Origin of the sequence: Alloalcanivorax marinus, assembly GCF_016906305.1 — a bacterium.
Lineage (GTDB): Bacteria > Pseudomonadota > Gammaproteobacteria > Pseudomonadales > Alcanivoracaceae > Alloalcanivorax > Alloalcanivorax marinus.
In genome coordinates, this window is sequence record NZ_JADDOL010000004.1 from 21,424 (window position 1) to 46,207 (window position 24,784).

Genomic DNA, 24,784 nt, shown 5'->3' on the forward strand with positions numbered 1-24,784 from the left:
CTTCCCGGGCAGAATCATGTTCAGCGAGTTTTTCCAGTTCACCTTCTCGGGGGTCACCCTGGGCGCCATCTACGCGTTGGTGGCCCTGGGTTTCACCCTGATCTACAACGCCAGCCATGTGATCAACTTCGCCCAGGGCGAATTTCTGATGATCGGCGGCATGGGCACCGTGGTCCTGATGGACGCCGGCGTGCCGATCTATTTCGCCATTCCCCTGGCCATCGCCATGGCCGGCGTGGCCGGCATCCTGCTGCACCGCCTGGCCATCGCCCCGGCCAAGAACGCCGACGTGGTCACGCTGATCATCATCACCATCGGCGCGTCCATTTTTCTGCGCGGGCTGGCGCAGGTGTTCTGGGGCAAGGAATATCACGCCCTGCCGAATTTCAGCGCCACCGAATCGATCAACCTGGGCGGTGCCATCCTGCTTACCCAGAGCTTGTGGATTCTCGGCATCGCCGCCGTGCTGGTCACCGCCCTGGGGCTGTTTTTTACCCGCACCACCCTGGGCAAGGCACTGCTGGCCACGTCCATGAACAAGGACGCGGCCAGCCTGATGGGCATTAAAACCGGCGCCATTCTGATGATGGCGTTCGGCATTTCCGCGGTGATCGGCGCCGCCGCCGGCGTGATCGTGGCGCCCATCACCCTGACCTCCTACGACATCGGCATCATGCTCGGCCTCAAGGGCTTTATCGCCGCCGCCATCGGTGGGCTGGGTAGCAGCACCGGCGCCATTCTCGGTGGTCTGTTGCTGGGGCTGGCCGAAGCCTATACCGCCGGCTACATCTCGTCGGACTACAAGGACGCGGTGCCTTTCGTGATCATCCTGGCGATTCTGTTCTTCCTGCCCAACGGTCTGCTGGGCAGCCGCGCCGTGGAGCGAGTGTAATGAGCGAAGCGATTCCGCAAAGCCCGTCCCGGGTCCGCGCCACCGCCAAATGGCCGGGGCTGACGGTGCTCGCCGTGATCCTGCTGGTGCTGCCGTTTCTGGCCGGCAACGACTACCACTACGACCTGATGATCAAGATCGCCCTGACCGCCGGCGTGGCGGTGGGCCTCAACCTGCTGGTGGGCTACGCCGGCCAGATCAGCCTGGGCCACGCGGCGTTCTACGCCGCCGGCGCCTACGGCAGTGCCCTGCTGGTGCAACAGTTCGAGCTCACCCCGGTGCCGGCCATGGTGCTGGCCGCGGTGGGCGTGGCGGTGCTGGCCTGGCTGGTGGGCAAGCCGATCCTGCATTTGAAGGGCCACTACCTGTCCATGGCCACCCTGGGCCTGGGCGTCATCGCCGCCATCGTCATCAACAACGAGGACCAGCTCACCGGCGGACCGGACGGCCTGCCGGTGGCGCCGCTGAGCCTGTTCGGCCATGAACTCAGCGTGTTCGGCAGCTACGACCTGTTCGGTGTCGCCATCACCGGCACGCAGGTGTGGTACGGCATCGCCGCCGGCTTTCTGTTCCTGTCGGTATTGTTCGCGCTCAACCTGATCGACTCGCCCCTGGGCCGCGCCCTGCGCGCCTTGCACGGCTCGGAAATCGCCGCCCAGGTGGCCGGCGTGGACACCGGCAAGTTCAAGTTGCGCGTGTTCGTGATCTCCGCCGTCTACGCCAGCCTGGCCGGCAGCCTGTATGGCTACTACGGCGGCTTTATCACGCCCAATATCGCCTCGTTCACCCACTCCATCGAGCTGATCACCATCGTCGTGCTGGGCGGCATGGCGTCCACCTACGGCGTGATCCTGGGCACCGTGATCCTGCTGCTGATTCCGCAGTTTCTCACCGGTTTCCAGGAGCTGGAGATGGTGCTGTTCGGCGCCATCCTGATGGTGGTGATGATCTTCATGCCGCGTGGCCTGGTGCCGACCCTGGCGCGCCGCTTCCAGAAGGAGGCCTCATGACCGCATTGCTTTCCGTGGACAAGCTGGGCAAGGAATTCGGCGGCGTGCACGCCGTGGAGGACCTGAGCTTCCAGGTGGAGAAAGGCCGCATCCACTCCATCATCGGCCCCAACGGCGCCGGCAAGACCACGCTGTTCAACCTGATCACCGGGCTCTACCAGCCCAGCAGCGGCAGCGTGCATCTCAACGGCCGCAGCCTGGCCGGCCACCAGCCCCATGAGCTGGCGCCGCTGGGCATGTGCCGCACCTTCCAGAACCTGCAGATCTGCCAGAACATGACGGCCCTGGAAAACGTGATGCTGGGCCGCCACCGGCACCTCAAACAGGGCACCTTCACCTCCCTGTTCAAGCTGCCCGCCCTGCGCCGGGCGGACCAACGGTGCCGCGAAGAATGCGCCGAACTGATGGAATTCGTGGGTTGCGGGCAATACATCAAGCACCACGCCTCGGCGATGCCCTACGGCGCGCTCAAGCGTCTGGAAATCGCCCGCGCCCTGGCGGCCTCGCCGGATATTCTGCTGCTCGACGAGCCCGCCGCCGGCCTCAACCGCACCGAGACCGACGCCCTGCGCGACGTGATCCGGCGGATCGCCGACAAGGGCATCACCGTGGTGCTGGTGGAGCACGACATGAAGCTGGTGATGAGCATTTCCGACCAGGTGCTGGTGCTCTGCTACGGCCGCAAGCTGGCCGAGGGCACGCCGGAGGAGATTCGCGCCAACCCGGACGTCATCGACGCCTACCTGGGCAACCGCCATTCCCGCGAGGAGGCCACCGCATGATCACCACCGTGACCGCCGACCCGCAAACCCAGCAACGGGCGCGCCCGGCCGACGACCCGCGGCCCGCCGGCGAGCGCGCGGACGGCACCGACGCCGCCCGTGGCACACCGCTGCTGGACCTGAAGGGCATCCGCACCGGCTACGGCCGCATCGAGGCCCTGCACGGTCTGGACGTGGCCATTCATCCCGGCGAAACCGTGGCCCTGGTGGGCGCCAACGGCGCCGGCAAGTCCACCCTGCTGAAAGTGATCTCCGGCCTGCAGCCACTCACCGGCGGCACCGTCACCTTCGATGGCGAGAACCTGAACCGGCGCAAGGCCGCCGACCGGGTGCACCGGGGCATCGTCCAGGTGCCGGAAGGCCGCCAGGTGTTCGCCGGCCTGTCCGTGGAGGACAACCTGATGCTGGGCGCCTTCAGCCGGCGCCGGGACAAGGGCGTGGCCGACGACCTGGAAGCCATGTACCGGCGCTTCCCGATCCTCAAGGAAAAGCGCCGCCTGCACGCCGGCAATCTGTCCGGCGGCCAGCAGCAGATGCTGGCCATGGGCCGCGCGCTGATGGCGAAACCGCGCCTGCTGTTGCTGGACGAGCCGAGCATGGGCCTGGCGCCGCTGATCATCGAGGAGATCTTCGGCATCATCACCGAGCTGAAACGCGAGGGCATCACCATCTTTGTGGTCGAGCAGAACGCCTCGGAAGCCCTGGCCATCGCCGACCGGGGCTATGTGCTGGAGACCGGCGACATCGTCGCCACCGGCAGCGGCCAGACTCTGCTCAACGACGACAGCGTCAAAGCCGCCTACCTGGGCGGCTGAGGTTCGGCCAGGCCCGCCCCGCGGGCATCGGCATCGGCCGCGCCGGGCATATCCTTGCCGGCGCGGGCGAACAGCCCCAGCACCGTCACGCCCGCGAACAGGGTCACCGGCAGCAGCGCCGGAAACCGATCCATCAAGAAGCCGAACACCGGCGCGCCGGCGGTCTGGCCGATGGCCACGGTAAGAAAGCCGACCATCAGACCGCTGGCCGGACGGTCCGGCAGCACCCGCACGCCCCACACCAGATAGATCCCGGTCAGGGTGATATAGGCCGCGCCAAACAGCGCGCCGCCGGTCAGGGTCAGTGCCGGCGTGGTCCAGCCGGCGCCCACCAGCACGATGCCCGCCGCCTGCATGACCAGAAAAACCCGATGCACCCGGTCGATGCCGAACCGGTCCACCCAACGCCCGGCGACCGCGCCCACCACGCCGGCAACGCCGATGGCGATCCACAGCAGGCCCGCGTCGCCGGTGTCCCAGTCCAACCGCAGGGCCACCAGTTCACCGCCGAACGACCAGAGCGCGGCGCTGCCCGCCCCGGCCAGAAACGCCGCCGCCACCAGCCGCACCGGCAACCGCCGGTACAACGACCGCGGGTCCGCCGAGGCGGAGGCTTTACCGGGGCGCCCGGGCACACTGAACACCACCGCCAGGGCCAGCACCAACGCGGTGGCCGCGAACAGCCCGAAGGCCAGGCGCCAATCGGCGCCGGCCAGCAACGCCGCCGGCCCGGACAGGATCACCCCGGCGCTGGTGCCGGCATTGATCACGGTGTTGGTGAGTGCCTGCCTCGCCGGCGCCACCACCCTGGACACCGCCGCCGCCAGAGGCGGCGATGACAGGCCGGTGCTGGAGCCGGCCAGCATCACCGCCGGCGCCAACCAGAGCCCCGACGGCGCCAGGGCGATGCCGGTCATCCCCGCCCCGGCCACCAGGGCCGCCGCCGCCGCCACCCGGCGCGGGCCGAGGCGCTCGGTGAGGTGCGCCGCCAGCACGATGGCCACGCAATAGGCCAGAAATGAACCCCCGGCGATCAGCCCGCCCAGGGTGGACGACAGCGACAAATCCGCATTGATGCGCGGCAGAAACAACCCGAACGCGAAGCGGGCAAAGCCATAACAGACCGCGATCAGGGCGAAGCCGGTGGCCCCCAGGGAAACGCCCGCTTTCATCAGGAAGGTCCCGCCCGCACCAAGGCGATGGCCGCCGCACGGGCGGCTGCCACCGCGTCCACGCCGCGATAGACCGCCGCCGCGGTGGCGCCTTCGTGCAGAATCATGACCTGCTCGGCCAACACCGGGTCCCCGCGGCCCCCGGTTTCCGCCGCCAGGATCGCCTGGATGCGTTCAAACAAGGCCTGCTTGTGCGCCCACAGGGCGGCGGTGATGGCCGCCTGGTTCCCGCCGGTTTCACCGTGGGCGCGCAGGAACAGACAACCCCGGGCACCTTCCGCGCGAATCCAGTCCGCCAGCGCGTCGAACAGCCCTTCCAGGCTGTCCACGTCCATCCGTTGCAGAAAGCGCCGATCCCGCTCGGTGAGCACCGAGGCGATCAGCGCGGCCTTGCTGCCGGCGAGCTTGTAGAGGGTACGACTGGACATCCCGGCGTCCCGGGTCAGGCGGTCCATGCCCGTGGCCGTGAAACCGTGGCGGTCGAACAACTGCTCGGCGGCTTTGAGAAGCTTGCTGCGGTGATCCATCGGCGCAGGGTAAAACGATCACTTTACCTCATGCAAGCGTGATGGCGACGCATTGAACCCCCGGCAAACTCAGCCGCCGGTCACCCGCGCTCGGGCACGGTCAGCGCTTGGAAAAACGCCTCCGCCACCGGCGTGAGTTGCCGGGCGCGGGGATGCACCACGCACCAGGAGCGCTTCAGGGGCAGGCCCTCCACGATCAGCGTCACCAGCCGGCCGGCCTCCAGGTCGTCGTCGCAGGCTTCCCGGGGCAGCACCGCCAGACCCAAACCGGCACGCACACCGGCTTTGATGGATTCCAGGGAGCCCAGTTGCTGGCAGCGGCTCGGGCGCAGCCCCCGACTTTGGTACAGTGCCTCGAACACGCGGCGGCTGCCGGAGCCGGGCTCCCGGACCAGCAGCGGAAACGCCAGAAAGCGGTTCAGGGACACATCCCCCACCCCCGCCAGCGGATGGTCCGGCCGCGCCACCGCCACCAGCCGGTTCTGCCGGAACGGCACGAAGCTCAGGCGCCGGTCGTCGGGCACCAGGCCCATGATGGTCAGATCGTGGCGCTCCTCGCGCAGGCTTTTCAGGGCCTCGCCATGGTTCATGACACGCATGCGCACCTCCACCTCGGGATGACGCCGGCAGAAAGCGGCGATCCGGTCGGGCATGAAGTACTGCGCGCTGCTTTCCACCGCCAGGGACAGAGTGCCCTGCATCACCCCACGCAGTTCCGCCAGCTCCATTTCCGCCTGCCCCAGGCGCTGCATCAGGTCCTGGCCGGCCCGGCGCATGGCCTGGCCCGCCGGTGTCAGCGACAGCCGGCGGCCCACGTAATCGAACAGCGGCTCGCCGATCAGTTCTTCCAGGTTGCGCACCTGGGCGCTCACCGCCGGCTGGGTCAGGGCCAGTTCCTCGGCGGCGCGGGAATAGCTCTCCTGCTGGCACACGGTCAGGAAAATGCGTAACTGGCGCAGGGTCAGGCGGCTTAGGTAGGCGGTACTCATGGCCTTAACGAGTAAGCGTGCACTTACTTATAAGTAATTGGTTATGTTGCCTCATAGTAATATCAATTTCTTTGCCCCGCCATTTTCCCGGTACCGTGCGGTCACTGACGCCCCCAGGGGCCCTCGGGAGACGCAGCATGCCGATAAGAAAAATCCTCATCGCCAACCGTGGCGAGATCGCGGTGCGCATCGTGCGCGCCTGCGCCGAGCTGGGTATTCGCTCGGTGGCGGTGTTCACCGAACCGGACCGCTACGCCCTGCACGTGAAGCGCGCCGACGAAGCCTACAGCCTGGGTGACGACCCGCTGGCCGGCTATCTGAACCCGCACCATATCGTCAACATGGCGGTGCAGACCGGCTGCGACGCCCTGCACCCGGGTTACGGGTTTCTTTCCGAGAACGCGGAGCTGGCGGAGATCTGCGCCCAGCGGGGCGTGACCTTTATCGGGCCCTCGGCGGAGGTGATCCGGCGCATGGGCGACAAGACCCGCGCCCGCCAGGCGATGATCGACGCCGGCGTGCCGGTGACACCGGGCTCGCAAAACAACCTGAGCGGCCTGGACGAGGCCCGCCGGGAAGCGGACCGGGTGGGCTACCCGGTGATGCTCAAGGCCACCTCCGGCGGCGGCGGTCGCGGCATCCGCCGCTGTGACAACGAGGACGAGCTGGCGCGCAACTACGAACGGGTGGTCTCGGAAGCCACCAAGGCGTTCGGCAGCGCCGATGTGTTCCTGGAAAAGTGCATCGTCGACCCGCGCCATATCGAAGTGCAGATCCTCGCCGACGACCACGGCAACACCATCCACCTGTTCGAGCGCGACTGCTCGATCCAGCGCCGTAATCAGAAGCTGATCGAGATCGCCCCTTCCCCGCAGCTCACCCCGGAGCAGCGCACCTACGTGGGCGACCTGGCGGTGCGCGCCGCCGAGGCGGTGGGCTACACCAACGCCGGCACCGTGGAATTCCTGTTCACCGGCAATCAGGTGTTTTTCATGGAGATGAACACCCGGGTGCAGGTGGAGCACACCATCACCGAGCAGATCACCGGCGTGGACATCGTGCGCGAGCAGATCCGCATCGCCGCCGGGGAACCGCTGGCCTACCGGCAGAGCGACGTGCGCCATCAGGGGTTCGCGCTGCAGTTCCGGATCAACGCGGAAGACCCGAAGAACAACTTTCTGCCCAGCTTCGGCCGCATCAGTCGCTATTACGCGCCGGGCGGCCCGGGGGTACGGGTGGATACCGCCATCTACACCGGCTATACCATTCCGCCGCACTTCGATTCCCTGTGCCTGAAGCTGATTGCCTGGAGCCTGACCTGGGAAGACGCGCTGGAGCGGGCCAAGCGGGCGATCAACGACATGCGCCTGCAAGGGGTGAAAACCACCGCCCCCTATTACCTGAAGATTCTCGACGATCCCGGTTTCCGTAGCGGCCAGTTCGACACCAGCTACGTGGACACCCACCCGGAACTGCTCGACTACTCCGAAAAGACCAAACCCGAAGAAATCGCGCTGGCCATCGCCACCGCGATTGCCGCTCACACCGGGCTATAAGCGCAGGAGATTCGCCATGAATACCAACGCGAAAAACAGCAAGAAAATCAAAGTCACCGACGTGGTCCTGCGCGACGGTCACCAATCCCTGATCGCCACGCGTCTGCGTACCGAGGACATGCTGCCGATTTGCGAGCAGCTGGACGCCGCCGGCTTCTGGTCCCTGGAGGTGTGGGGCGGCGCCACTTTCGACGCCTGCGTGCGGTTTCTCAAGGAAGACCCCTGGGAGCGGCTGCGCAAGCTGCGCGAGGCACTGCCCAACAGCCGCCTGCAGATGCTGCTGCGCGGCCAGAACCTGCTCGGCTACCGCCACTACGGCGACGACGTGGTGGACGCCTTCGTGGAGCGCGCCGCCGCCAACGGCATCGACGTGTTCCGGGTGTTCGACGCCATGAACGACCCGCGCAATCTGGAAACCGCCCTGCGCGCGGTGAAGGCAAACGGCAAGCACGCCCAGGGCACGCTCTGCTACACCACCGGCCCGGTGCACACCCCGGAGCGGTTCGTGGCGCTGGCCAAACAATTGGCGGACATGGGCAGCGACTCCATCGCCATCAAGGATATGGCCGGCCTGCTGACCCCTTATGCCACCGCTGAACTGGTGGCCGCCCTCAAGGACGCGGTGGACCTGCCCCTGTTCCTGCATTCGCACAACACCTCTGGCCTCGCCCCGATGTGCCAGTTGAAGGCCATCGAGAACGGCGTGGACCATATCGATACCGCCCTGTCGCCGTTCGCCGGCGGCACCAGCCACCCGGCCACGGAATCCATGGTCGCCGCCCTGAAAGGCACGCCCTGGGATACCGGCCTTGATCTGGAAAAGCTGCAACCCATCGCCGACTACTTCCGCGAGGTGCGCAAGAAGTATCACCAGTTTGAAAGCGACTACACCCGCGAGGACATCGGCGTGCAGGTCAACCAGGTGCCCGGCGGCATGATGTCCAACCTGGCCAACCAGCTGAAGGAACAGGGCGCCCTGGACAAGATCGACCAGGTGTTCGCGGAAATTCCCCGGGTGCGCCAGGACCTGGGCTACCCGCCGCTGGTCACGCCCACCTCGCAGATCGTCGGTACCCAGGCGGTGATGAACGTGCTCGCCGGCGAGCGCTACAAGACCATCACCAACGAAGTGAAGCGCTATCTGCTGGGCCACTACGGCGCCGCCCCGGCGCCGGTGGACGCCACCCTGCAACGGCGCGCCGTGGGCAACGAGGAGGTCATCGACCAGCGCCCGGCGGACCTGCTGCCCCGGGAGCTGGGCAAGCTGCGCCGGGACATCGGCGAGCTGGCCGGCAACGAAGAGGACGTGCTCACCTTCGCCATGTTCCCGGACATCGGCCGCGCCTTCCTGGAAGAACGGGCCGCCGGCACCCTGAAACCCGAGCCGCTGCTGCCGCCGGACAGCGGCCAGGCCGCCGGCGCCGAGGTGGCCGGCCAGCCCACCGAGTTCATGATCGACGTCCACGGCGAAACCTATCAGGTGGCGATCACCGGGGTGGGCCTGAAGGGCAGCGACAAGCGCCGTTTCTTCCTGACCCTGGACGGCATGCCCGAGGAAGTGATCTTCGAACCGCTCAACGCCTACCAGAAAGGCGACGGAGAAGGCGGCCGCAAGCAGGCCGGCGGCCCCGGCGACGTGACCACCAACATGCCCGGCAACATCGTCGAGGTGCTGGTGGCGGAAGGCGACGAAGTGAAAGCCGGCCAGCCGGTGCTGGTGATCGAGGCGATGAAAATGGAATCCGAGGTGCAGGCCCCCAGCGGCGGCACCGTGAAAGGGATCTTCGTCGCCAAGGGCGACCGGGTGACCCCGGGGGAAGTCTTGATCGAAGTGCGCTGATTTTTCCCGTTACCGGGACCCACTCCACCGGCGCCCGCCCGGGCGCCGTTTTCACCGCCGCGACGTTTGCCTTAACCGTCGCGGCGCTTTTTTAGGATTCTTTCAGGAACGGCAGCTCCACGTGGTAGCGGCGCGGATCGTCCGGCGCCACCCACACGGTGAGCGGTTGATGGCCGAGCATCGGACCCGGGTCGGTCCACAGCGCGTCACTGCGAAACACATGCGTCTCGCCGCTCGCCGGATCCCGCCATTGGCACACGATCCGGTAAGGATGGCGATGGTTGATACTGATGGAATGATCCAGCACCACCTCCACCGGCTCGGCGGCCACCTTCCGGCCGTTGTTGCGCAGCCAGGCCACCTTGCGCGCCTTCCACCTCGGCCACAGCAGGAAACCCGCACCCACCACGCAAAGAATCACGCCCAATACGCCGGCGATCAGGGGCGCGCCCCATTGCGAAAAGAAACCTTGAAGACGCGCGTCCTCGCTGTGCCCCGGTGCGTACAGCACCTCCACCCGCTCGCCCACCTCGTAGGCCGGCGGGCGGCTGCTCATATTGGGCACGAACACCACGCTCCGGCCTTCCCGATCCCGAAAATGCACCTTGGGGCTGTACAGCACGTCGCCTTCACTGTCCCGCTTGGGCACCAGATCGGTGACCACGCCAGCGGCGGTCACCGCGGTCTCCAGAAAGCGCGCGCTGTTCCAGGCGGCTGTGCCGCCGCCGGCCAATGCCAGCACGCCGAACGCGAGCAGCCCGGCGCCCGCCACGGTGGTCACTTTCATACGGAATGCTCTCCCCCATTCATGCCTTGCTTTGTCTCGTTGCCCTGGTGGTTCGAGCGCGGCACTTTACCGGCTTACCCCGCGGGGTGCCGAGCGGTAACGCACGAAAACGCGCCGCGAAGCAGGACGCGAAAGCCACGGCAAAGAAACTGCCACCGGCCTGTCACACGGCCCCACTAACCTCCCGCGCTGATCCTCCACGCAGAAGCCATGGGAGCCGACCGTGCCTTTCCAATTCCGTTTTTCCGCCCTTGCCGTCACCGGTTTGTCACTTTTTCTCGCCGCCTGCGGTGGCGATGATGACCACCACGGCGGCACGTCCGACGCCGCCAAACCCCTGAACCTGCAGGTTCTGTACACCAACGACCATCACTCTTACTTCGAAGGCCAGAGCTACGATCTGAACCTGGACTACGACGCCAACCAGCCCGGCGGCGAACCCGTTCGGCTGAGCCTGGGTGGCTTCCCGCGCATCATCACCGCCATGAACGACTACCGGAACGACCATACCCTGGTGCTCAACAACGGCGAGCTCAATGGCACCCTCTATTTCAGCCTGTTCAAGGGCGAAGTGGACTTCAAGGTGTTCAACACCCTGGGCCTGGACGCCTACCAGCTCGGCAACCACGAATTCGACGAAGGCGAAGCGCACCTGCGCGACCTGCTGGAAACCGCCAACTTTCCGGTGATCACCGGCAACATCCGCCCCACCGTGGACAGCCCGCTGTTCAACAGCGACATCAAGCCCTACGTGGTCAAGGAGATCGACGGCGAGAAGGTGGCCGTGATCGGCGTGCTGAAAGTGGAGAAGACCCGGGAGTCCTCCTTGGTCACCGACGCGGTGGAATTCGACGACGAGATCCTGTCCGTGCGCGACCACATCTACGCGCTGAAGGATCAGGGCATCAACAAGTTCATCGTGCTCAGCCACCTGGGCTATGAGTTCGACCAGGTGCTCGCGGAAAATGTGCGCGACATCGACGTGATCATTGGCGGCGACACCCACAACGTGCTCGACTCCACCGGCGAACTGGCGGCCATGGGCCTGGAGGTGGACGGTGACTACCCCACCGTGGTCCAGGACCCGGACGGCAAGCCGGTGTACATCGTGCAAGCCTGGGAATACGCCAAGGGCCTCGGGCGGCTGAACATCGACTTCGACGCGGACGGCGTGGTCACCGACATCGACGGCAACATGGAACTGCTGGTGGGCGGCCCCTACCAGGTGCAGGACGCCGGCGGCGCCTGGGTCACCGCCGACGCGGACCAGACCGCCCGCATCAACGGCGTGATCGACGATCTCACCACCATCCGCACCGCCGAGGAATCCCGGCAAATCCTGGACATCCTGGCGCCCTATAAAGAGCAGATGGAAAGCTTCAAGCAGGAAACCCTGGGCCAGGTTACCGAGCCGATGCCCTTCGAGCGCATCCCGGCGCCGTTCAACGCCGGCGACACGCCCACCGGCAGCTACACCGCCTGGGTGGTGGCCGACGCCTTCCTGAAGTATCTGCCCAAGGCCGACGTGGCGATCCAGAACGCCGGCGGCGTGCGCGCGCCACTGAACGACGGCACCTTCACCGTGGCCAACGCCTACGACATCCTGCCGTTCTCCAACACCGTGGTCACCATCGACATGACCGGCGCGCAGATCGTCAAGGTGCTCAACGAAGGCCTGGACTACGCCCAGGGCATCTCCGCCTCCACCGGCGCCTTCCCCTACGCCGCCGGCCTGCGCTACGACGTGACGCTCGGCGCCCCGGAAGGCACCGGCATTGAAAACGTGGAAGTGCGCGACGACAACGGCAACTGGGCGCCCATCGTGGAAAGCGAAACCTACTCGGTGGCCACCAACTCCTTCACCGGCCAGGGCAAGGACGGCTACGTCACCTTCGGCGAGGTGCAAACGGCGAACCCGGACGCCTTCGAAAACTCCAACGTCACCTACGTGGTGCCCCTGCTGGAGTACTTCCGCGAAGAGCTGCCGGACCAGACCCTGCCGGCCCTGGACCCGAACCAGTACAGCCTCAAGTCCGTCACCGACCTGCGCTAGCCAGAGCGATCAAGCCGGGCGGAGGTTTCCGCCCGGCTTTTTTATGGGCTGCCCGCCGACCACGACAGGACGTGGCTCCCTAATTGAAGGCCTTGGTGTAGGAGCGACTTCAGTCGCGATGAAGCTTTGGTCGCGATGAAAATAGTACCGCGGTAAATCGCGACTAAAGTCGCTCCTACCAAATCCACGGGAACCCCACCGCGCTCAGGGACCGCCCGCCAGCATCGGCGCCCAGGCCGGCAGGCCGACGCCCAGCGCCACGCCGGCGAGTATGCCGACGGCCAGGAACACCAGGAACCACAGCCGCTCGCGCCGGTTCATGGCCTGCACGCCCTGCAGCGTGCCGGGCCGCACCAGCAGATAGAACAGCCCCAGCGCTACCGCAAGCGGCCCGACCAGCACCGCCAGATAGCCGTACTCCACGGCGGCCGCGCCGGTGGCCAGGGCGCGGGCCTTGCCACCCAGGTAAAACACCGTCCACAGCACGCCGCCGGTGAGCAGCAATCCGCCGGCCAGACGCACGCCACCGGGCGTCGCGGCGCTGGGCGGCGAAGACGGACTGCCCGCTTGCCGGTGGCGCCACAGGGCGCGGCCGGAGCGCGCCATGCCGATCAGCCCCAGCACCAGGAACACCAGCCCCATGGCCAGCATCCCCAGCACCACGCCCTGATCGCCGAACTGCTGGTACAACCAGCCGCTTCGCTCCTCCGCCCGGGCCGGCTCGCCCCAGCGGGCCACCGCCATCAGCAACGCCACGCCACCGATCACCGACAACGCCAACCAACGACCGAACGACGACATCCCGTACTCCACCGCTATCCATTGAGCAAACACTAAAAAGGAAGGGCCAACCTACCCAAGCGGCGATGCTCAGGCAACGAAGCCGACTTCGAATCGTGAAGCGGTCCCGGGGGACAGGCGGCGCCTCGCCTTGCATGGTAGCCTCTGCGTTCCTTCTTCATGATCAGGACAAACACCATGAAACTCTGGGGGCGCGCCAACTCCACCAACGTACGCAAAGCACTGTGGTGCGCGGCGGAACTGGGCTTGAAGCCGGAACACATCGAAGTGGGTGGCGCCTTTGGGGGCGTGGATACCCCGGAATACAAAGCCATGAACCCCAACGGCCTGGTCCCCTGCCTGGAGGACGATGGACTGGTGCTGTGGGAATCCAACACCATCGTGCGCTACCTGGCCCGCCGCCATGGCCAGCCGCCGTTCCTGCCCGACAGCGCCGTCGCCTGGGCCGAAGCGGAAAAATGGATGGATTGGGCCTCGCTCTCGTTCGCCGAACCCTTTAAACAATTGTTCTGGAACCGCGTACGCCGCACGGCGGAGGAACGGGACAACGCCGCCATGGAGCAGGGCCGGCTGGCGTGCGAGCGGCTGATGCGGATCGCCGACGAGGCGCTGAGCAACCGACCGTTCCTGGCCGGCGAGGACCTGACCATCGCCGACATCCCGCTGGGGTGTCTGGCCTACGCCTGGTTCACGATGCCCATCGAACGCCCGGACCTGCCCCACCTCACTGCCTGGTACGAGCGCCTTTGTGGCCGCCCGGCCTTCCAGAGCGCGGTAATGACGCCTCTGACCTGAATACTCATGTGCGGACCGACAGCCCGGCGCACGCAATCCAGGCGGCGCGCAACGTGAAGCCGACCGCAACCCGGTACGAGGGCGTATGATAAGGCCGGGCGGGACAAAAACGCCCGACCGAAAACAACGATAACGAAAGAGGGAGAGCCATGACTTTCTTCAAACGACTGCTGCCGGCGATTGGCCTGGCGGCCCTGGTGGGGTGCCAGCACGCACCGCCGGCTGAGCCGGCGGACGCCATCTGGCTGAACGGACCGATCATCACCATCGACGACGCGCACCCTCAGGCGGAAGCCGTGGCGGTGCGCGACGGGCGCATCGTCGCCGTGGGCAAACGCAAGGCGGTGTTGCGCTACCAGGGCGAGGCCACCGCCGTCCACGATCTGCAAGGCCGCGCCCTGCTGCCCGGCTTCGTGGACGCCCACGGCCATGTGTTCTTCGTCGGCTTCCAGGCGATGAGCGCCAACCTGCTGCCGCCGCCGGACGGCGGCGTCACCGATGTGGCGTCCATGGTCGAAACGTTGAAGACCTTTTCGAAGGACTCGGTGCTGCGTGAACAATTCGGCCTGATCTACGGCTTCGGCTACGACGATTCGCAACTGACCGAACAACGCCATCCCACTCGGGAAGAGCTGGACCGGGTGAGCACCGATCAGCCGGTGCTGGTGATTCATCAGTCCGCCCACTTCGGCGTGGTCAACAGCGCCGGCCTCAAGCAACTTGGCATCACCGCCGACAGCGACAACCCCAAGGGCGGCGTGATCGTCAAGGATCCAGCCACCGGGGAACCCACCGGCCTGCTGGAAGAGAACGCCTTCTTCATGGCGCTGGGCAAACTGTTCCCGAAAATGAACCCGCAGCAGGCCATCGCCATGCTGCAGGAAGGCGAGAAGCTCTACACCCGCTACGGTTACACCACGCTGCAGGACGGCCGCAGCGCCCCCATGCACGTAAAGATCGCCGAAGCGGCGGCCAATGCCGGCGCCCTGCGCGCGGACATCGTCTCCTACCCGGACATTCTTAACCCGGGGGTGGCGGAGCTGATGGTGCCGCCGTTCTATCACAACGTGGAGAGCACGCCGCAATACCACAACCACTTCCGCATCGGCGGCATCAAGCTGACCCTGGACGGCTCGCCCCAGGGCAAGACCGCCTGGCTCACCGAACCCTATTACCAGCCGCCGGAAGGCAAGGGCGCCGACTACGCCGGCTACGGCGTGGTGGACGACGACAAGGTGGTGGAGGTCTACACGCAAGCCCTGGAAAACCGCTGGCAAACGCTGACCCACGCCAACGGCGACCGCGCCATCGACCAGATGATCATGGGCTGGCGTGAAGCCGAGGCCCGGGTGCCCGGCGTGGACGTGCGCCCGGTGCTGATTCATGGCCAGACCCTGCGCAAGGACCAGATCCCGGCACTCCAGGAACTGGGCATCTTCCCGTCCCTGTTCCCCATGCACACCTTCTACTGGGGCGACTGGCACCGGGATTCCGTGCTCGGCCCGGAGCGGGCGGAGAACATCTCCCCCACCGGCTGGCTGCGCGAGCGGGGCATGCGCTTCACCACCCACCACGACGCCCCGGTGGCGCTGCCGGATTCCATGCGCGTGCTCGACGCCACGGTGAACCGCACCACCCGCAGCGGCCGGGTGCTGGGCGAGAACCAGAAAGTGGACGTGATGACGGCGCTGAAGGCGATGACCCTGTGGTCCGCCTGGCAGCACTTCGAGGAAGCCAGCAAGGGCTCCATCGAAGTGGGCAAGCTGGCGGACTTCGTGGTGCTCTCGGACAACCCTTTAACCGTGAAGCCGGAAACGCTGATCGACCTGAGGGTGGAAGAGACCATCAAGGAAGGGGAAAGCCTCTACCGCCGGGAAGCCGGCACGGCTCTCAACGCGCCCCCGGCACTCGGCCTGGCCCCGGCCCTGGCGGCCCATGACCACGCCCACCGCGGGGAAGGCCACTTTGGTGGTGACGGCTGCTTCGCCCCGGGTCTGGAAGTGATCTTCCAGCGCCTCACCGGCGCCCGGCACTGAACACGGGACCCCGGCGCCGCCGGGGTCAACACTAAGGTTGAAGCGCCAGGCCCAGCCGCAGCTGATCCTTATGCTGAAGGCCGGATTCGATTACCGGCTCGTCGTAGTGGGTCAGGAAATGGTCCCTCACCACCGCCTCCACCCGGAAACCGGCGCGCTGATAAAAAGTCAGCTGGTAACCGAAGGTGCCGGTGCCCAGCTCCACGCGACGGAAGCCTCGAGCCCGGGCTTCGTCCAGGGCGCGCCGCAACAACGCCGCGCCAATGCCCTGGCCCTGATCCGCCGGGTCCACGGCGATGTTGAACAGCTCCAGGGTGGCGTCGTCCAGGCGGTTGAGCACACAGGCGCCCACCACCACGTCGGCCTCCTCGGCGACCAGACACAAAGCCCCCGGCAAGTAATCCCGGATGCGCTCTTCGGACGGATCCGCCACCAGAAGCAACGGTAAAGGGACGGCGTCCGGTGAAACACTCTTGAACGTCAGCATCCCCGAAGCATGTCAGAAAACCGGGGCGGATGGCCATATGCCCGGTGGCCGCCCCGGCGTACGCCACGGGAAACGCGGCTATTCCACGCACTCGAAGGAAGCCGCTTCCATCGGATCGCCGCCGTCGATATAGCGCGGCCAGGCCGGGTAATCGCAAAGCGGCCGGGTGCGGCCCGGGGCACCCACGGTGTCCGTGGTCACCTGATTCTCCGGCGCGGTGCCGTCTTCCACCCAGTCCTCCAGCGCGGTGAGCGAATCCCAGGTGGCGTTGAAGCTGAGGCTGGCCGCGTGGCCGAAGCCCGCCACTTCATAGAAGCGCACGAACGAATCCACTTTCTCCGCGCCCATCTGATTCAGCAGCCGGCCGTAGTACATCTCGGTGGCGCGGGTGCTCACCAGCACATCCGACATGCCGTGGGCCAGCAGCAGCTTGCCGCCGCGCGCCTGGAACGCGGAAATATTGGTGCCCGCGTTCAGGCCCACGCTCAGTTCGCTGATGCGCTGGGCGTACTGGGGCGCCGGATTGATCGGGTCCAGGTTGTAGGAGTTGAACGAGGCGTCCCGGGCCACGGAGTACTTCACCCACTGATCCACCAGCACGCTCAGGTAGGGCGCGTACTGCGGCATGTTCGGAAACACCGGCGCGGTGTAGCCGAAGTTCAGGAAGGTGATGGTGTTGCCGATCGGCGTGCTGGTGTCGATGCCCAGGTCCGCGCCCCACACATTGGAGCCAGGATAACCGGTCTCGCCGCTGGCCAGCGGGAAGTTGAAGGTCACTCCCTGGTCCATGGCTTTCAGAGCGTTGATCTGCGCGTCGGACAGGCAGCTGTCGCCGTCGTCGCCGCCACCCGGGCAACGCAGCGGATTGCCGTTCACCATGGCCGTGGACGGGTCGAAGATGGCGTTGCACTGGCGCTGGTCATTGATCAACTCGTCCGCCAGCCCGTCCAGCTCGTCGCAGGCTTCCAGGGCCGCGTCCAGCAGCAACTGCCGCTTGGCGAAGCTCGGGTAGGCGCCGGGCTGGGACAGGGCGCGGCTGTAATGCTGGCCGGCCAGCAGCGCTTCCGCGTCGTTCCAGGCCGGGTACCAGGCGATGGCCCCGTCCCAATCGTCCGGCCAGCGCTGGATGCTGGTCAGCGCCTCGCGTCCGCCGGTGGAACCGCCGGCGAAATAGCTGTGTGCCGGCGCGCTGCCGTAGCGCTGCTTGATAATGAACACCGACGCATCGCGGGTTTTCTTCAGCGCATCGCCGGCGAAGTTGTCCACCGCCTCGTCGTTCAGCCCCCAGCGACCGTCCTGGGACCCGAGCGCATTGGCCTGGTGCCCGGAGTCGCTGGCGAAGGTGGCGTAGCCGCGCGCCACCGGCAGCGGCTGGTCCACCGCACCCTGGGCGATATTGCCGGTGATATTGGGGATGGAACCGTTGAAACCGCCGCCGCCGAACATCAGCGCTTTCTTGTTCCAGTCGGCGGGCAACACCACCTTGAACAAAATGTCCGGCGCCGCCGGGTCCACCGGCGCGATGCGCCCCTCCACCAGGCAGTGCTCCGGCAACGCCGCCGCGCCGCTGCCGCTGGCGGCCACCACCGTGGCCGCCGTCACCTCACCGCCGGAGGTCGCCAGCGCGAACGCATCGGCGGGAATCGCCAGCCCGGGCAACTGCTCGCAGCTTAAGGATCGGGGTTGGGGTTGTTCGACGTCGTCGTGGTCGCTGTCGCCACCGCAGCCCACCAGGGCCAGGGCGGACAAACCGCACAGAGTGATGCCCAGCCGTTGCAGGCCGTTTGTTGTTTTCATGATGCTCTCCCGGTGTTGTCGTTATTGGTCGGGTTGTCTGTCTTGGCACCGTGCCCGGAGCGGGCACGGTGTTCTGGCATCATAGGACGGCCGGCGACTATATTCACTCGAACGTTAGTGAATAAACATAAAGGTGCTTTTCGGCTATCGCCCTTTGTTACACGCCAGGCATCGCCACGAACCCCGGCAACGCCTTGATGCGCTCGATCCAGGCGCGGATCGCCGGGTACGGCTCCAGGCTCACGCCGCCTTCCCAGCCCAGGGCGATGTAGGGGAACACCGCGCACTCGGCCAGGGTCGGCCGGCCCAGGGCCAGCCAGCGATGCTCGCTCAGGTGCCGTTCGATCAGCGGCAACACCCGGTCGCTCACCGCCAGGGCCCGCGCCTTATCCAGCGGGTAACCGAACTTGTCGATCAACCGCGCCACATTGGGGCCCGCGTGGATCTCGTTGGCGGCGGTGGACAGCCACTGCATCACCTCGCCCTGGTGGGCGGCGCTGTCCGGCCACCACTGGTGCCCGCCGTACCGGCGCGCCAGATAAACCAGGATCGCCTGGGAATCGCGCAACACCACATCGCCGTCCTGCAACACCGGCACCTGGGCCCAGGGGTTCAGATCAATGAACGGCGACTGCTGGTGCTCGCCGGCGGCCAGATCCACCGGCACCAGCTCCAGCTCGATGCCCACCAGAGCGGCGAACAGGCGCACCTTGTACCAGTTACCGGACAATTCCATATCGTACAGTTTCATGGCGAGACTCCTTATTCGGCTTCCGGAAGCAGCTGGTTGAACTCCAGCACATTGCGATCCGGGTCGCGGATAAACAGGGTGATGCGGCGCGGACCCAGGCGATGGATGCCCTCGGTGATCTCGATGCCCGCCTGATCCAGCCAATCCTTCAAGGCATACAGGTCGTCCACCACGAACGCCGGATGGGTCACGCCCGGCAGCTTCACCGGCTCGTCCAGCAGCACGTTGCGCCCATGGGGCAACCGCGTGCCGTTGAAAATCAGATTGATGCGCACACCACCCGGCGTCTCCATTTCGTTGGCCTCGAACCGCTCGAAGCGGCGCACCTCCGTGAACCCGAGCTGCTCGTAGAACGCCACCGCCTCCTGGCGATCGCTGACCCGGATGCCCACATGGTCGTACTCGCGAATGGGCTGCGGTTGTTTCATCACTGGCTCCTCTGCGAAACGGGGAGCCCAGTACACGCCAAACACTGGATTCAATAAATGGCGCCAACCTGTTAGCTTTATTCAGCTTTTCGCAAAGATGGAGCCGCGCGCCTCCCATGGACAAACTCAAAGCCATGAGCACCTTCGTCGCCATCGTCGACCAGGGCAGCCTCTCCGCCGCCGGCGACAAACTGGACCGCTCCCCCGCCGCCATCGTCCGCACCCTCGCCGGCCTGGAGCAACACCTCGGCGTGCGCCTGCTCAACCGCAGCACCCGCCGCCTCGCCCTCACCGACGAAGGCCGCGACTACCTGCAACACTGCCGCCAGATCCTCGCCGACATCCACACCGCCGAAGCCCGCCTCGACAGCCACCGCACCGAACCCGCCGGCACCCTCTCCATCACCGCCCCGGTGATGTTCGGCCACCTCCACCTCACGCCCCTGCTCAACCACTGGCTCAAACAACACCCCCACATGCGCGCCGAACTCACCCTCCTCGACCGCGTCACCGACCTGCTCGAAGAAGGCTTCGACCTCGCCCTGCGCATCGGCCACCTCGCCGACAGCACCCTCATCGCCCGCCCGCTCGGCCACACCGGCTACGTCCTCTGCGCCAGCCCCCACCTCCTCGAACAACGAGGCCACCCCCAACACCCCCAGGACCTCGCCCACTGGCCCACCGTCTGCTTCGCCCCCGCCGGCAGCACCTGGTACTTCCAGGTGGACGGCAAACCCTGGCCCCAACGCATCGACCCACTGATTCGCGCCAACCAGGTCGGCACCCAACTCGCCGCCGCCCGCGACGGCCTCGGCCTCTGCCGCGTGCTCAGCTACCAGGCCCAACGCGACTTCGAACGCGGCACCCTGGTGCCCGTGCTCAGCGACTACAATCCGCCGCCCATGCCCGTGCAGTTCGTGTTTCCGCACAGCCGGCTGCTGTCGCCGCGGGTGCGGCATTTTATGGAGGCGGTGGAGGGGGCGTTGAGGGAGCGGTTGGCGGAGGCGGTCGGGGATGAGGGTTAGCGCGGGGCGGGAAGTGCTACGATCGTGAGGTCATCGCTCAGGCGTGCGAAATCATCCATGTTGACCGTGACGAATCAGCTCTAGATCGCGAGCGGCTTGCTCATAGATCCTGCGATACGCTTCATCGCTGACGGTACGGCGCTCCAAAGGAAGGGTGGTTTTAACCAGCGACTCCTCTTCCTCGGCCGATGAGTACTTCGCCTTCTCTTCGCGAACACTCATAGCACCGCTCGTACCAGCGGCTTTCGCACGCTCTTGCCAATCTTCAGGGCTCAGTATCGTTGCCATCGTGAAGCACCTCCTAAGCAGACCGTCAGACTATCACACCACCGAAGTAGAGCTGCAGACCTGAGTAACCACACACTTACACCCAATGCTAAAGCCGCCGCCCGGCAAGGCGGCGGCGCGGGCGGCTTGGGCCGGCGACATAACTGGACATGGAGTGGGACGCCGGACGAGTTCGGCGTTAAAGCCTCGGTGGATGCACCGGGGCTTCTCGCTTTCTGTGTTCTGAGCCGTTAAACCTGATTCCTGCCAGTCGTCAACCTTGCAGGCGCAACCGAACCGAGGCTTCGACATCGCGGGCCACCCGAATCATCGCGGCCACCAGCGATTCGTCAACTTCCAGATGGCCTTCGTACTCAGCCAGATTGCGTCTCCGGTGGGCTTGGTCCAGCACCCGCCACTGAGCGTTCGGCAAATCCGCCGTGTGCTTGAGACACTGAAAGACCAGATAGCGGCTTTCCGAGCGGTAGCCCTGCAAGCGAAGGGCGGTAAGCGCCAGGGCATGAGCGGCGTTGTAGGCCAGATCGAAACGGCTCTCCAGGCTCAGACTTTCCTGCTCGGCGTCGGCCAGCCGGCGCTGGCCGGAGAGGAACAGCCCGTTGAGCTCGGCCTGGGCGGGTGGTTCAGGTTTCAGCTGGCCGGTGCGGGCCAGATTCTCCAGAGGATCGGAAGTCATCGGGTAAGCGTCCTTGCAACAGTATGGTGTCCCCCGAAAGCACCTTGTGCAGGAACGGATTGCCGTCCCGCAGCCGCTTCTCGAACTCCGCGTTGGTGTACAACGTCGGACTGACCGGCCGCCCCAAGGTGCTCTCCACATCGGCCAGCATCCCGTAGGCCGATTCAAGAGTCAGGGTATCGGACACCAGCAGCAGGTCAATATCGCTCTCCGCCGTCGCCCCACCCTTCGCCACCGAGCCGTAGACCAGCGCCAGATCGACGGCCTCCGGAGAGGCCGCCAGCGCCCCCCGCAGCGGCCCTACCAGCCCCACGGTCTTGCGAATCAGCCCCACCAGCTCGGCATAGATCGGCGATTCCGGATTGGCCTGGTAGTGCTTCTGATTCCCCACCCGAAACACCCGGACCAGCCCACTATCGGCCAGCTTCTTCAGCTCCCGCTGCACCCCGCCGGACCCCATGCCCAGCAGGCCGATCACCTCGGCGCCGAAGAAGCTCCGCTCCGGCTGGCCGAACAGCAGCCCGAGCACCCGCTGCTGGGTGCTGGAGAACAAGGCGTCGGCCAGGGAGAGGCGGCCGGGATTGGTTTCGATACTGTGATTTATACCCATAATGGGTAACTATAAACCCAATATGAGTATCTTCATATGAGAAAACTCATATCGAGTCCCCAGAACCCCAAATTGGGTACCCAGCCAGCAACAGCGCTCAAACACCGCCCCGCCTACTTCCAGTACAAAGGACAATCGGCTCACGCTCGGTCGCCTCGGTATCGTGCGCCACCTCCGCCCGCAGCCAATAACCACGGGACAGGCCGAAGAAACGACACAGCCGCAGATCCGTATCCGCGGTGATGGCGCACTTGCCGGCGACGATATCGCCGATGTGCTGCGCAGGTACGCCGATTTCCTTGGCGAGGCGATTATTGCGGAAGAGACACAAATTATTGCTTACCCAATAGCGATATCGTAAAAGGGATAAAAACAACACTGACAAGGAGAAGTTGGGGGATGTTATGGCTACTCGAAGGGCCAATATTCTTATTCTGTGCAAGACCTACCCATCACCGAGCAAGCGATACGCTGAAACATCCTGCGTGGCCGGCATGGAAGAGACCGGGCGCCTGATCCGGCTTTATCCCGTTCCTTTCCGGTTCCTCACCGAGGAGCAGAAATTCAGAAAATGGCAATGGATCAACGCAAGGATTGAGAAGACCAAGGACGATCATCGCCCGGAAAGTCACCGCATCTACGTCGACGACCTGGAGCGTCAAGAGCCGCTTTCTACACGCCAAGGCTGGCTAGAACGCCGGCAAGCGATACAATCAATCCCCATCTTTAGCAGCTTCGATGATCTGGAGGGCGCCCGAGTAGAACAAGACATCTCACTCGGCTTACTCCGCCCCAAGAAATTGGTGGAGTTGGAAATTAACCCCACCAAGGAAAAGGGCTGGACCCAGGAGGAGCTGGATAAATTGATGCAGCTCCAGAAACAAGGTGAGCTTTTTCAAGAGACCCGAAGCAGCGTTCGTGTTCTACAGAAGATCCCCTTTGATTTTCACTACCACTACGAGTGCGAAACCCCGGCGGGACCACAAATTTATAAGAACAAAATCGTGGACTGGGAAGCCTGCGCCCTGTATCGAAAACTCATCGCACAACACGGCCCACAAGGCTGGCAAGCACCGTTCCGGGATAAGCTAATACGCCAAATGGGGGAAACCGACTTGCTCTTTCTAATGGGCAATATGCACCGGCACAGGCATCAGTGGCTGATCGTCAGCCTGATCTATCCACCTAAAGAGCCGCAGCAGGCTCTTTTCTGATCGACAGATGATCGATAGTGAGGCGAGGCTGAATCTTCTGGCTCGCCTCTGCCACCAGGCGACGATGGCAGAAGGTGGCGTCCGCCTCGAAGCAGATCAGGCAGGAATACGTAGCACGTGACTGATCCACCACTTGATTCAGGGCTGCCTCCTGGCTCTTGATGTAACGCAGAAAGTCCTTCTCATACCGGGGCCAGTCGCCATCAAGCTTGTATTGCTCCCGGATCGGCTTGGGGCACCCCAGCTCCCGGATATGGCGGTAGGCGATACCGGCCTCAGCCAGCTTCTCGGAGAACGCCGTCTTCGAAAAGCCCCGCTTACGGGAAATCGGATACTGGCGCACATCAATGATCTGGTCGACACCGGCCTCTCTGAGACCCTGCACGAAGGCCTCGATATCAACACCTTCATAACCGGCGGTGTAGAGCAACATAGTATTTACCTGCGGAATGACAGCACTTCTGGCAGAGCATTGTCCATGGGCCAACGGCCCCTGTCCATGTCCGATCTCTTACCCCGCAAGCCGCCTGAGATTTACGCTCACGAGCCGGGACTCTGCGAAGTTTACGAGGCTCCCTCAGCAGCTTTTGCAATCCGTATCAGACGGGCATTAAAGCTTACGGCATCCCTACAAAGTAGCCACATTTTCAGGGTGGCCCGGACCGCCATCAGCCACGCAGTAACCTTAAAGAGAAAACAACTAAACCAGAAAGAAACTTTCTATCCGCTCCGAAATGTTCACTTCGCCCATCGACCAAACTCTGAGGGAAGCATAGACATGAAATTCGGCACAGAGCAGTCATACAAGTCATAGGTTAACTGAAGCTGACGGACGATAGCGGAAAGGCGCCTTGGGGATCCTGGACCTTTTCCGCCCGCCCCGCGTTTAAGCATCCCTTTCTCGTTATCGTAGTACATATTATAGGCCGCCTTAATAATCGTCTTTGAAGCAAATATCTCCTGATACGCACCAAGCTGTTCAGCAATATCCGTTCGGCGGCCTTTCCCTGACGTTATCAACAGCACTTTCGCCTTCTCGCCGTGCAATTCGACAGCGAGCCATGGCGTGCGAACGGCGTGACGATAGTACCTCCTGAACTTGAAATCAGAGTCAAGAACATAAGATGATTTCTCCAAAGGCCTCCGCCTTCCCAAATCATCTCTGGGACATAAAAAATCGAAATAATAAAGAGCGAGCCAACTCCAAAGCCCGCTATCCAGTGAAATCGCGGACGTATTCGCTGGCTCAAGAACCTGGCTCAAGTACTCACCGAATTCATACGCATCACCGAATGACTGCGCCTCTATCGAAACCCGAGTATCAAAAGGCTCAGAAAATTCCCCATCTTTAAGAAGATTCAGCGGCGGCGACGCTTCCGGATCGCTCGTTAACCGATCAAGGTAATCTGAAAACTTCTTGACGCCTTCTTCATTGAGAGTGCGGATCACATCCATA

At 64.7% G+C, this 24,784-nt stretch carries 26 protein-coding genes; 11 read left to right on the forward strand and 15 right to left on the reverse strand.

What is annotated here, in order from left to right; genetic code table 11:
• The first annotated feature begins 16 nt into the window (after window positions 1-16).
• Genes IM760_RS04495 through IM760_RS04510 form a run of 4 tightly spaced genes read left to right on the forward strand, consistent with a single transcriptional unit; the run spans window position 17 to window position 3,499 of the window.
• On the forward strand, window positions 17-892 hold the full coding sequence (locus IM760_RS04495; RefSeq protein ID WP_204427350.1) for a branched-chain amino acid ABC transporter permease: 876 nt from the start codon (window positions 17-19) through the stop codon (window positions 890-892).
• The gene (locus IM760_RS04500; RefSeq protein WP_204427351.1) at window positions 892-1,902 is read left to right on the forward strand and encodes a branched-chain amino acid ABC transporter permease; all 1,011 of its coding nucleotides are present in this window, start codon (window positions 892-894) and stop codon (window positions 1,900-1,902) included. The genes IM760_RS04495 and IM760_RS04500 overlap by 1 nt, the downstream gene beginning before the upstream one ends.
• Complete coding sequence (locus tag IM760_RS04505) at window positions 1,899-2,684, forward strand: ABC transporter ATP-binding protein (RefSeq protein WP_204427352.1); 786 nt, start codon at window positions 1,899-1,901, stop codon at window positions 2,682-2,684. The genes IM760_RS04500 and IM760_RS04505 overlap by 4 nt, the downstream gene beginning before the upstream one ends.
• Window positions 2,681-3,499, forward strand: a complete 819-nt coding sequence (locus IM760_RS04510; RefSeq protein ID WP_204427353.1) for an ABC transporter ATP-binding protein — start codon at window positions 2,681-2,683, stop codon at window positions 3,497-3,499. Before IM760_RS04505 ends, IM760_RS04510 begins: the two co-directional genes overlap by 4 nt.
• On the opposite strand, the gene IM760_RS04515 is transcribed toward IM760_RS04510, so the two are convergent.
• The 3 genes from IM760_RS04515 to IM760_RS04525 form a co-directional block, all read right to left on the reverse strand.
• Entirely contained in the window at window positions 3,484-4,671 is a 1,188-nt protein-coding gene (locus IM760_RS04515; protein WP_204427354.1) for an MFS transporter, read from the reverse strand. The genes IM760_RS04510 and IM760_RS04515 overlap by 16 nt on opposite strands.
• A complete protein-coding gene (locus IM760_RS04520; RefSeq protein ID WP_204427355.1) occupies window positions 4,671-5,198 on the reverse strand; it encodes a TetR/AcrR family transcriptional regulator in 528 nt (175 codons plus the stop codon). Before IM760_RS04520 ends, IM760_RS04515 begins: the two co-directional genes overlap by 1 nt.
• Before the next feature lie 80 nt (window positions 5,199-5,278).
• Window positions 5,279-6,187 carry a LysR family transcriptional regulator gene (locus tag IM760_RS04525; RefSeq protein ID WP_204427356.1) on the reverse strand — a complete coding sequence of 303 codons (909 nt, stop codon included), beginning with the start codon at window positions 6,185-6,187 and terminating at the stop codon, window positions 5,279-5,281.
• A 137-nt stretch (window positions 6,188-6,324) separates the two neighbouring features.
• Here IM760_RS04525 and IM760_RS04530 point away from each other — a divergent pair, with 137 nt between their 5' ends.
• On the forward strand, window positions 6,325-7,743 hold the full coding sequence (locus IM760_RS04530; protein WP_204427357.1) for an acetyl-CoA carboxylase biotin carboxylase subunit: 1,419 nt from the start codon (window positions 6,325-6,327) through the stop codon (window positions 7,741-7,743).
• Between the two features lie 16 nt (window positions 7,744-7,759).
• Window positions 7,760-9,583 carry a sodium-extruding oxaloacetate decarboxylase subunit alpha gene (oadA, locus tag IM760_RS04535; RefSeq protein ID WP_204427358.1) on the forward strand — a complete coding sequence of 608 codons (1,824 nt, stop codon included), beginning with the start codon at window positions 7,760-7,762 and terminating at the stop codon, window positions 9,581-9,583.
• 91 nt (window positions 9,584-9,674) lie between these two features.
• On the opposite strand, the gene IM760_RS04540 is transcribed toward oadA, so the two are convergent.
• Complete coding sequence (locus IM760_RS04540; protein ID WP_204427359.1) at window positions 9,675-10,370, reverse strand: DUF3592 domain-containing protein; 696 nt, start codon at window positions 10,368-10,370, stop codon at window positions 9,675-9,677.
• 223 nt (window positions 10,371-10,593) lie between these two features.
• On the opposite strand from IM760_RS04540, the gene IM760_RS04545 reads away from it, so the two are divergent.
• Complete coding sequence (locus IM760_RS04545; RefSeq protein ID WP_204427360.1) at window positions 10,594-12,423, forward strand: 5'-nucleotidase C-terminal domain-containing protein; 1,830 nt, start codon at window positions 10,594-10,596, stop codon at window positions 12,421-12,423.
• A 204-nt stretch (window positions 12,424-12,627) separates the two neighbouring features.
• Here the strand turns inward: IM760_RS04545 and IM760_RS04550 are convergent, their stop codons facing one another.
• Window positions 12,628-13,224, reverse strand: coding sequence for a hypothetical protein (locus IM760_RS04550; protein WP_204427361.1), 597 nt, complete (start codon window positions 13,222-13,224; stop codon window positions 12,628-12,630).
• A 177-nt stretch (window positions 13,225-13,401) separates the two neighbouring features.
• Here IM760_RS04550 and IM760_RS04555 point away from each other — a divergent pair, with 177 nt between their 5' ends.
• Window positions 13,402-14,019: a glutathione S-transferase family protein gene (locus tag IM760_RS04555; protein WP_204427362.1), complete on the forward strand. Its 618-nt coding sequence runs from the start codon at window positions 13,402-13,404 to the stop codon at window positions 14,017-14,019.
• A gap of 149 nt (window positions 14,020-14,168) precedes the next feature.
• Window positions 14,169-16,055: an amidohydrolase gene (locus IM760_RS04560; protein ID WP_204427363.1), complete on the forward strand. Its 1,887-nt coding sequence runs from the start codon at window positions 14,169-14,171 to the stop codon at window positions 16,053-16,055.
• Window positions 16,056-16,086: 31 nt separating this feature from the next.
• On the opposite strand, the gene IM760_RS04565 is transcribed toward IM760_RS04560, so the two are convergent.
• The 4 genes from IM760_RS04565 to IM760_RS04580 form a co-directional block, all read right to left on the reverse strand.
• On the reverse strand, window positions 16,087-16,488 hold the full coding sequence (locus IM760_RS04565) for a GNAT family N-acetyltransferase (RefSeq protein WP_316252374.1): 402 nt from the start codon (window positions 16,486-16,488) through the stop codon (window positions 16,087-16,089).
• 132 nt (window positions 16,489-16,620) lie between these two features.
• Window positions 16,621-18,339 carry a tannase/feruloyl esterase family alpha/beta hydrolase gene (locus tag IM760_RS04570; RefSeq protein WP_204427365.1) on the reverse strand — a complete coding sequence of 573 codons (1,719 nt, stop codon included), beginning with the start codon at window positions 18,337-18,339 and terminating at the stop codon, window positions 16,621-16,623.
• A gap of 157 nt (window positions 18,340-18,496) precedes the next feature.
• Window positions 18,497-19,090 carry a glutathione S-transferase family protein gene (locus tag IM760_RS04575; RefSeq protein WP_204427366.1) on the reverse strand — a complete coding sequence of 198 codons (594 nt, stop codon included), beginning with the start codon at window positions 19,088-19,090 and terminating at the stop codon, window positions 18,497-18,499.
• Between the two features lie 11 nt (window positions 19,091-19,101).
• Window positions 19,102-19,518 carry a VOC family protein gene (locus IM760_RS04580; RefSeq protein WP_204427367.1) on the reverse strand — a complete coding sequence of 139 codons (417 nt, stop codon included), beginning with the start codon at window positions 19,516-19,518 and terminating at the stop codon, window positions 19,102-19,104.
• 116 nt (window positions 19,519-19,634) lie between these two features.
• Between IM760_RS04580 and IM760_RS04585 the strand changes: the two genes are divergently transcribed.
• Entirely contained in the window at window positions 19,635-20,543 is a 909-nt protein-coding gene (locus IM760_RS04585) for a LysR family transcriptional regulator (RefSeq protein WP_204427368.1), read from the forward strand.
• Window positions 20,544-20,594: 51 nt separating this feature from the next.
• Here the strand turns inward: IM760_RS04585 and IM760_RS04590 are convergent, their stop codons facing one another.
• From IM760_RS04590 to IM760_RS04605, 4 genes are all read right to left on the reverse strand, one after another.
• Window positions 20,595-20,831, reverse strand: coding sequence for a hypothetical protein (locus tag IM760_RS04590; RefSeq protein WP_204427369.1), 237 nt, complete (start codon window positions 20,829-20,831; stop codon window positions 20,595-20,597).
• Window positions 20,832-21,084: 253 nt separating this feature from the next.
• Window positions 21,085-21,504: a hypothetical protein gene (locus IM760_RS04595; RefSeq protein WP_204427370.1), complete on the reverse strand. Its 420-nt coding sequence runs from the start codon at window positions 21,502-21,504 to the stop codon at window positions 21,085-21,087.
• Window positions 21,452-22,114 (reverse strand): nucleotidyltransferase domain-containing protein, encoded by a 663-nt coding sequence (locus tag IM760_RS04600; RefSeq protein ID WP_204427371.1) that lies wholly within the window; start codon window positions 22,112-22,114, stop codon window positions 21,452-21,454. The genes IM760_RS04595 and IM760_RS04600 overlap by 53 nt, the downstream gene beginning before the upstream one ends.
• 97 nt (window positions 22,115-22,211) lie before the next feature.
• Complete coding sequence (locus IM760_RS04605; protein WP_239549616.1) at window positions 22,212-22,538, reverse strand: HigA family addiction module antitoxin; 327 nt, start codon at window positions 22,536-22,538, stop codon at window positions 22,212-22,214.
• A gap of 61 nt (window positions 22,539-22,599) precedes the next feature.
• Between IM760_RS04605 and IM760_RS04610 the strand changes: the two genes are divergently transcribed.
• Window positions 22,600-23,328 carry a site-specific integrase gene (locus IM760_RS04610; RefSeq protein WP_204427372.1) on the forward strand — a complete coding sequence of 243 codons (729 nt, stop codon included), beginning with the start codon at window positions 22,600-22,602 and terminating at the stop codon, window positions 23,326-23,328.
• Here IM760_RS04610 and IM760_RS04615 read toward each other — a convergent pair.
• Both IM760_RS04615 and IM760_RS04620 read right to left on the reverse strand, forming a co-directional pair.
• The gene (locus tag IM760_RS04615) at window positions 23,300-23,761 is read right to left on the reverse strand and encodes a DUF488 domain-containing protein (protein ID WP_204427373.1); all 462 of its coding nucleotides are present in this window, start codon (window positions 23,759-23,761) and stop codon (window positions 23,300-23,302) included. The genes IM760_RS04610 and IM760_RS04615 overlap by 29 nt on opposite strands.
• A 305-nt stretch (window positions 23,762-24,066) precedes the next feature.
• On the reverse strand, window positions 24,067-24,783 hold the full coding sequence (locus IM760_RS04620) for a hypothetical protein (RefSeq protein ID WP_204427374.1): 717 nt from the start codon (window positions 24,781-24,783) through the stop codon (window positions 24,067-24,069).
• Window position 24,784 lies beyond the last annotated feature (1 nt).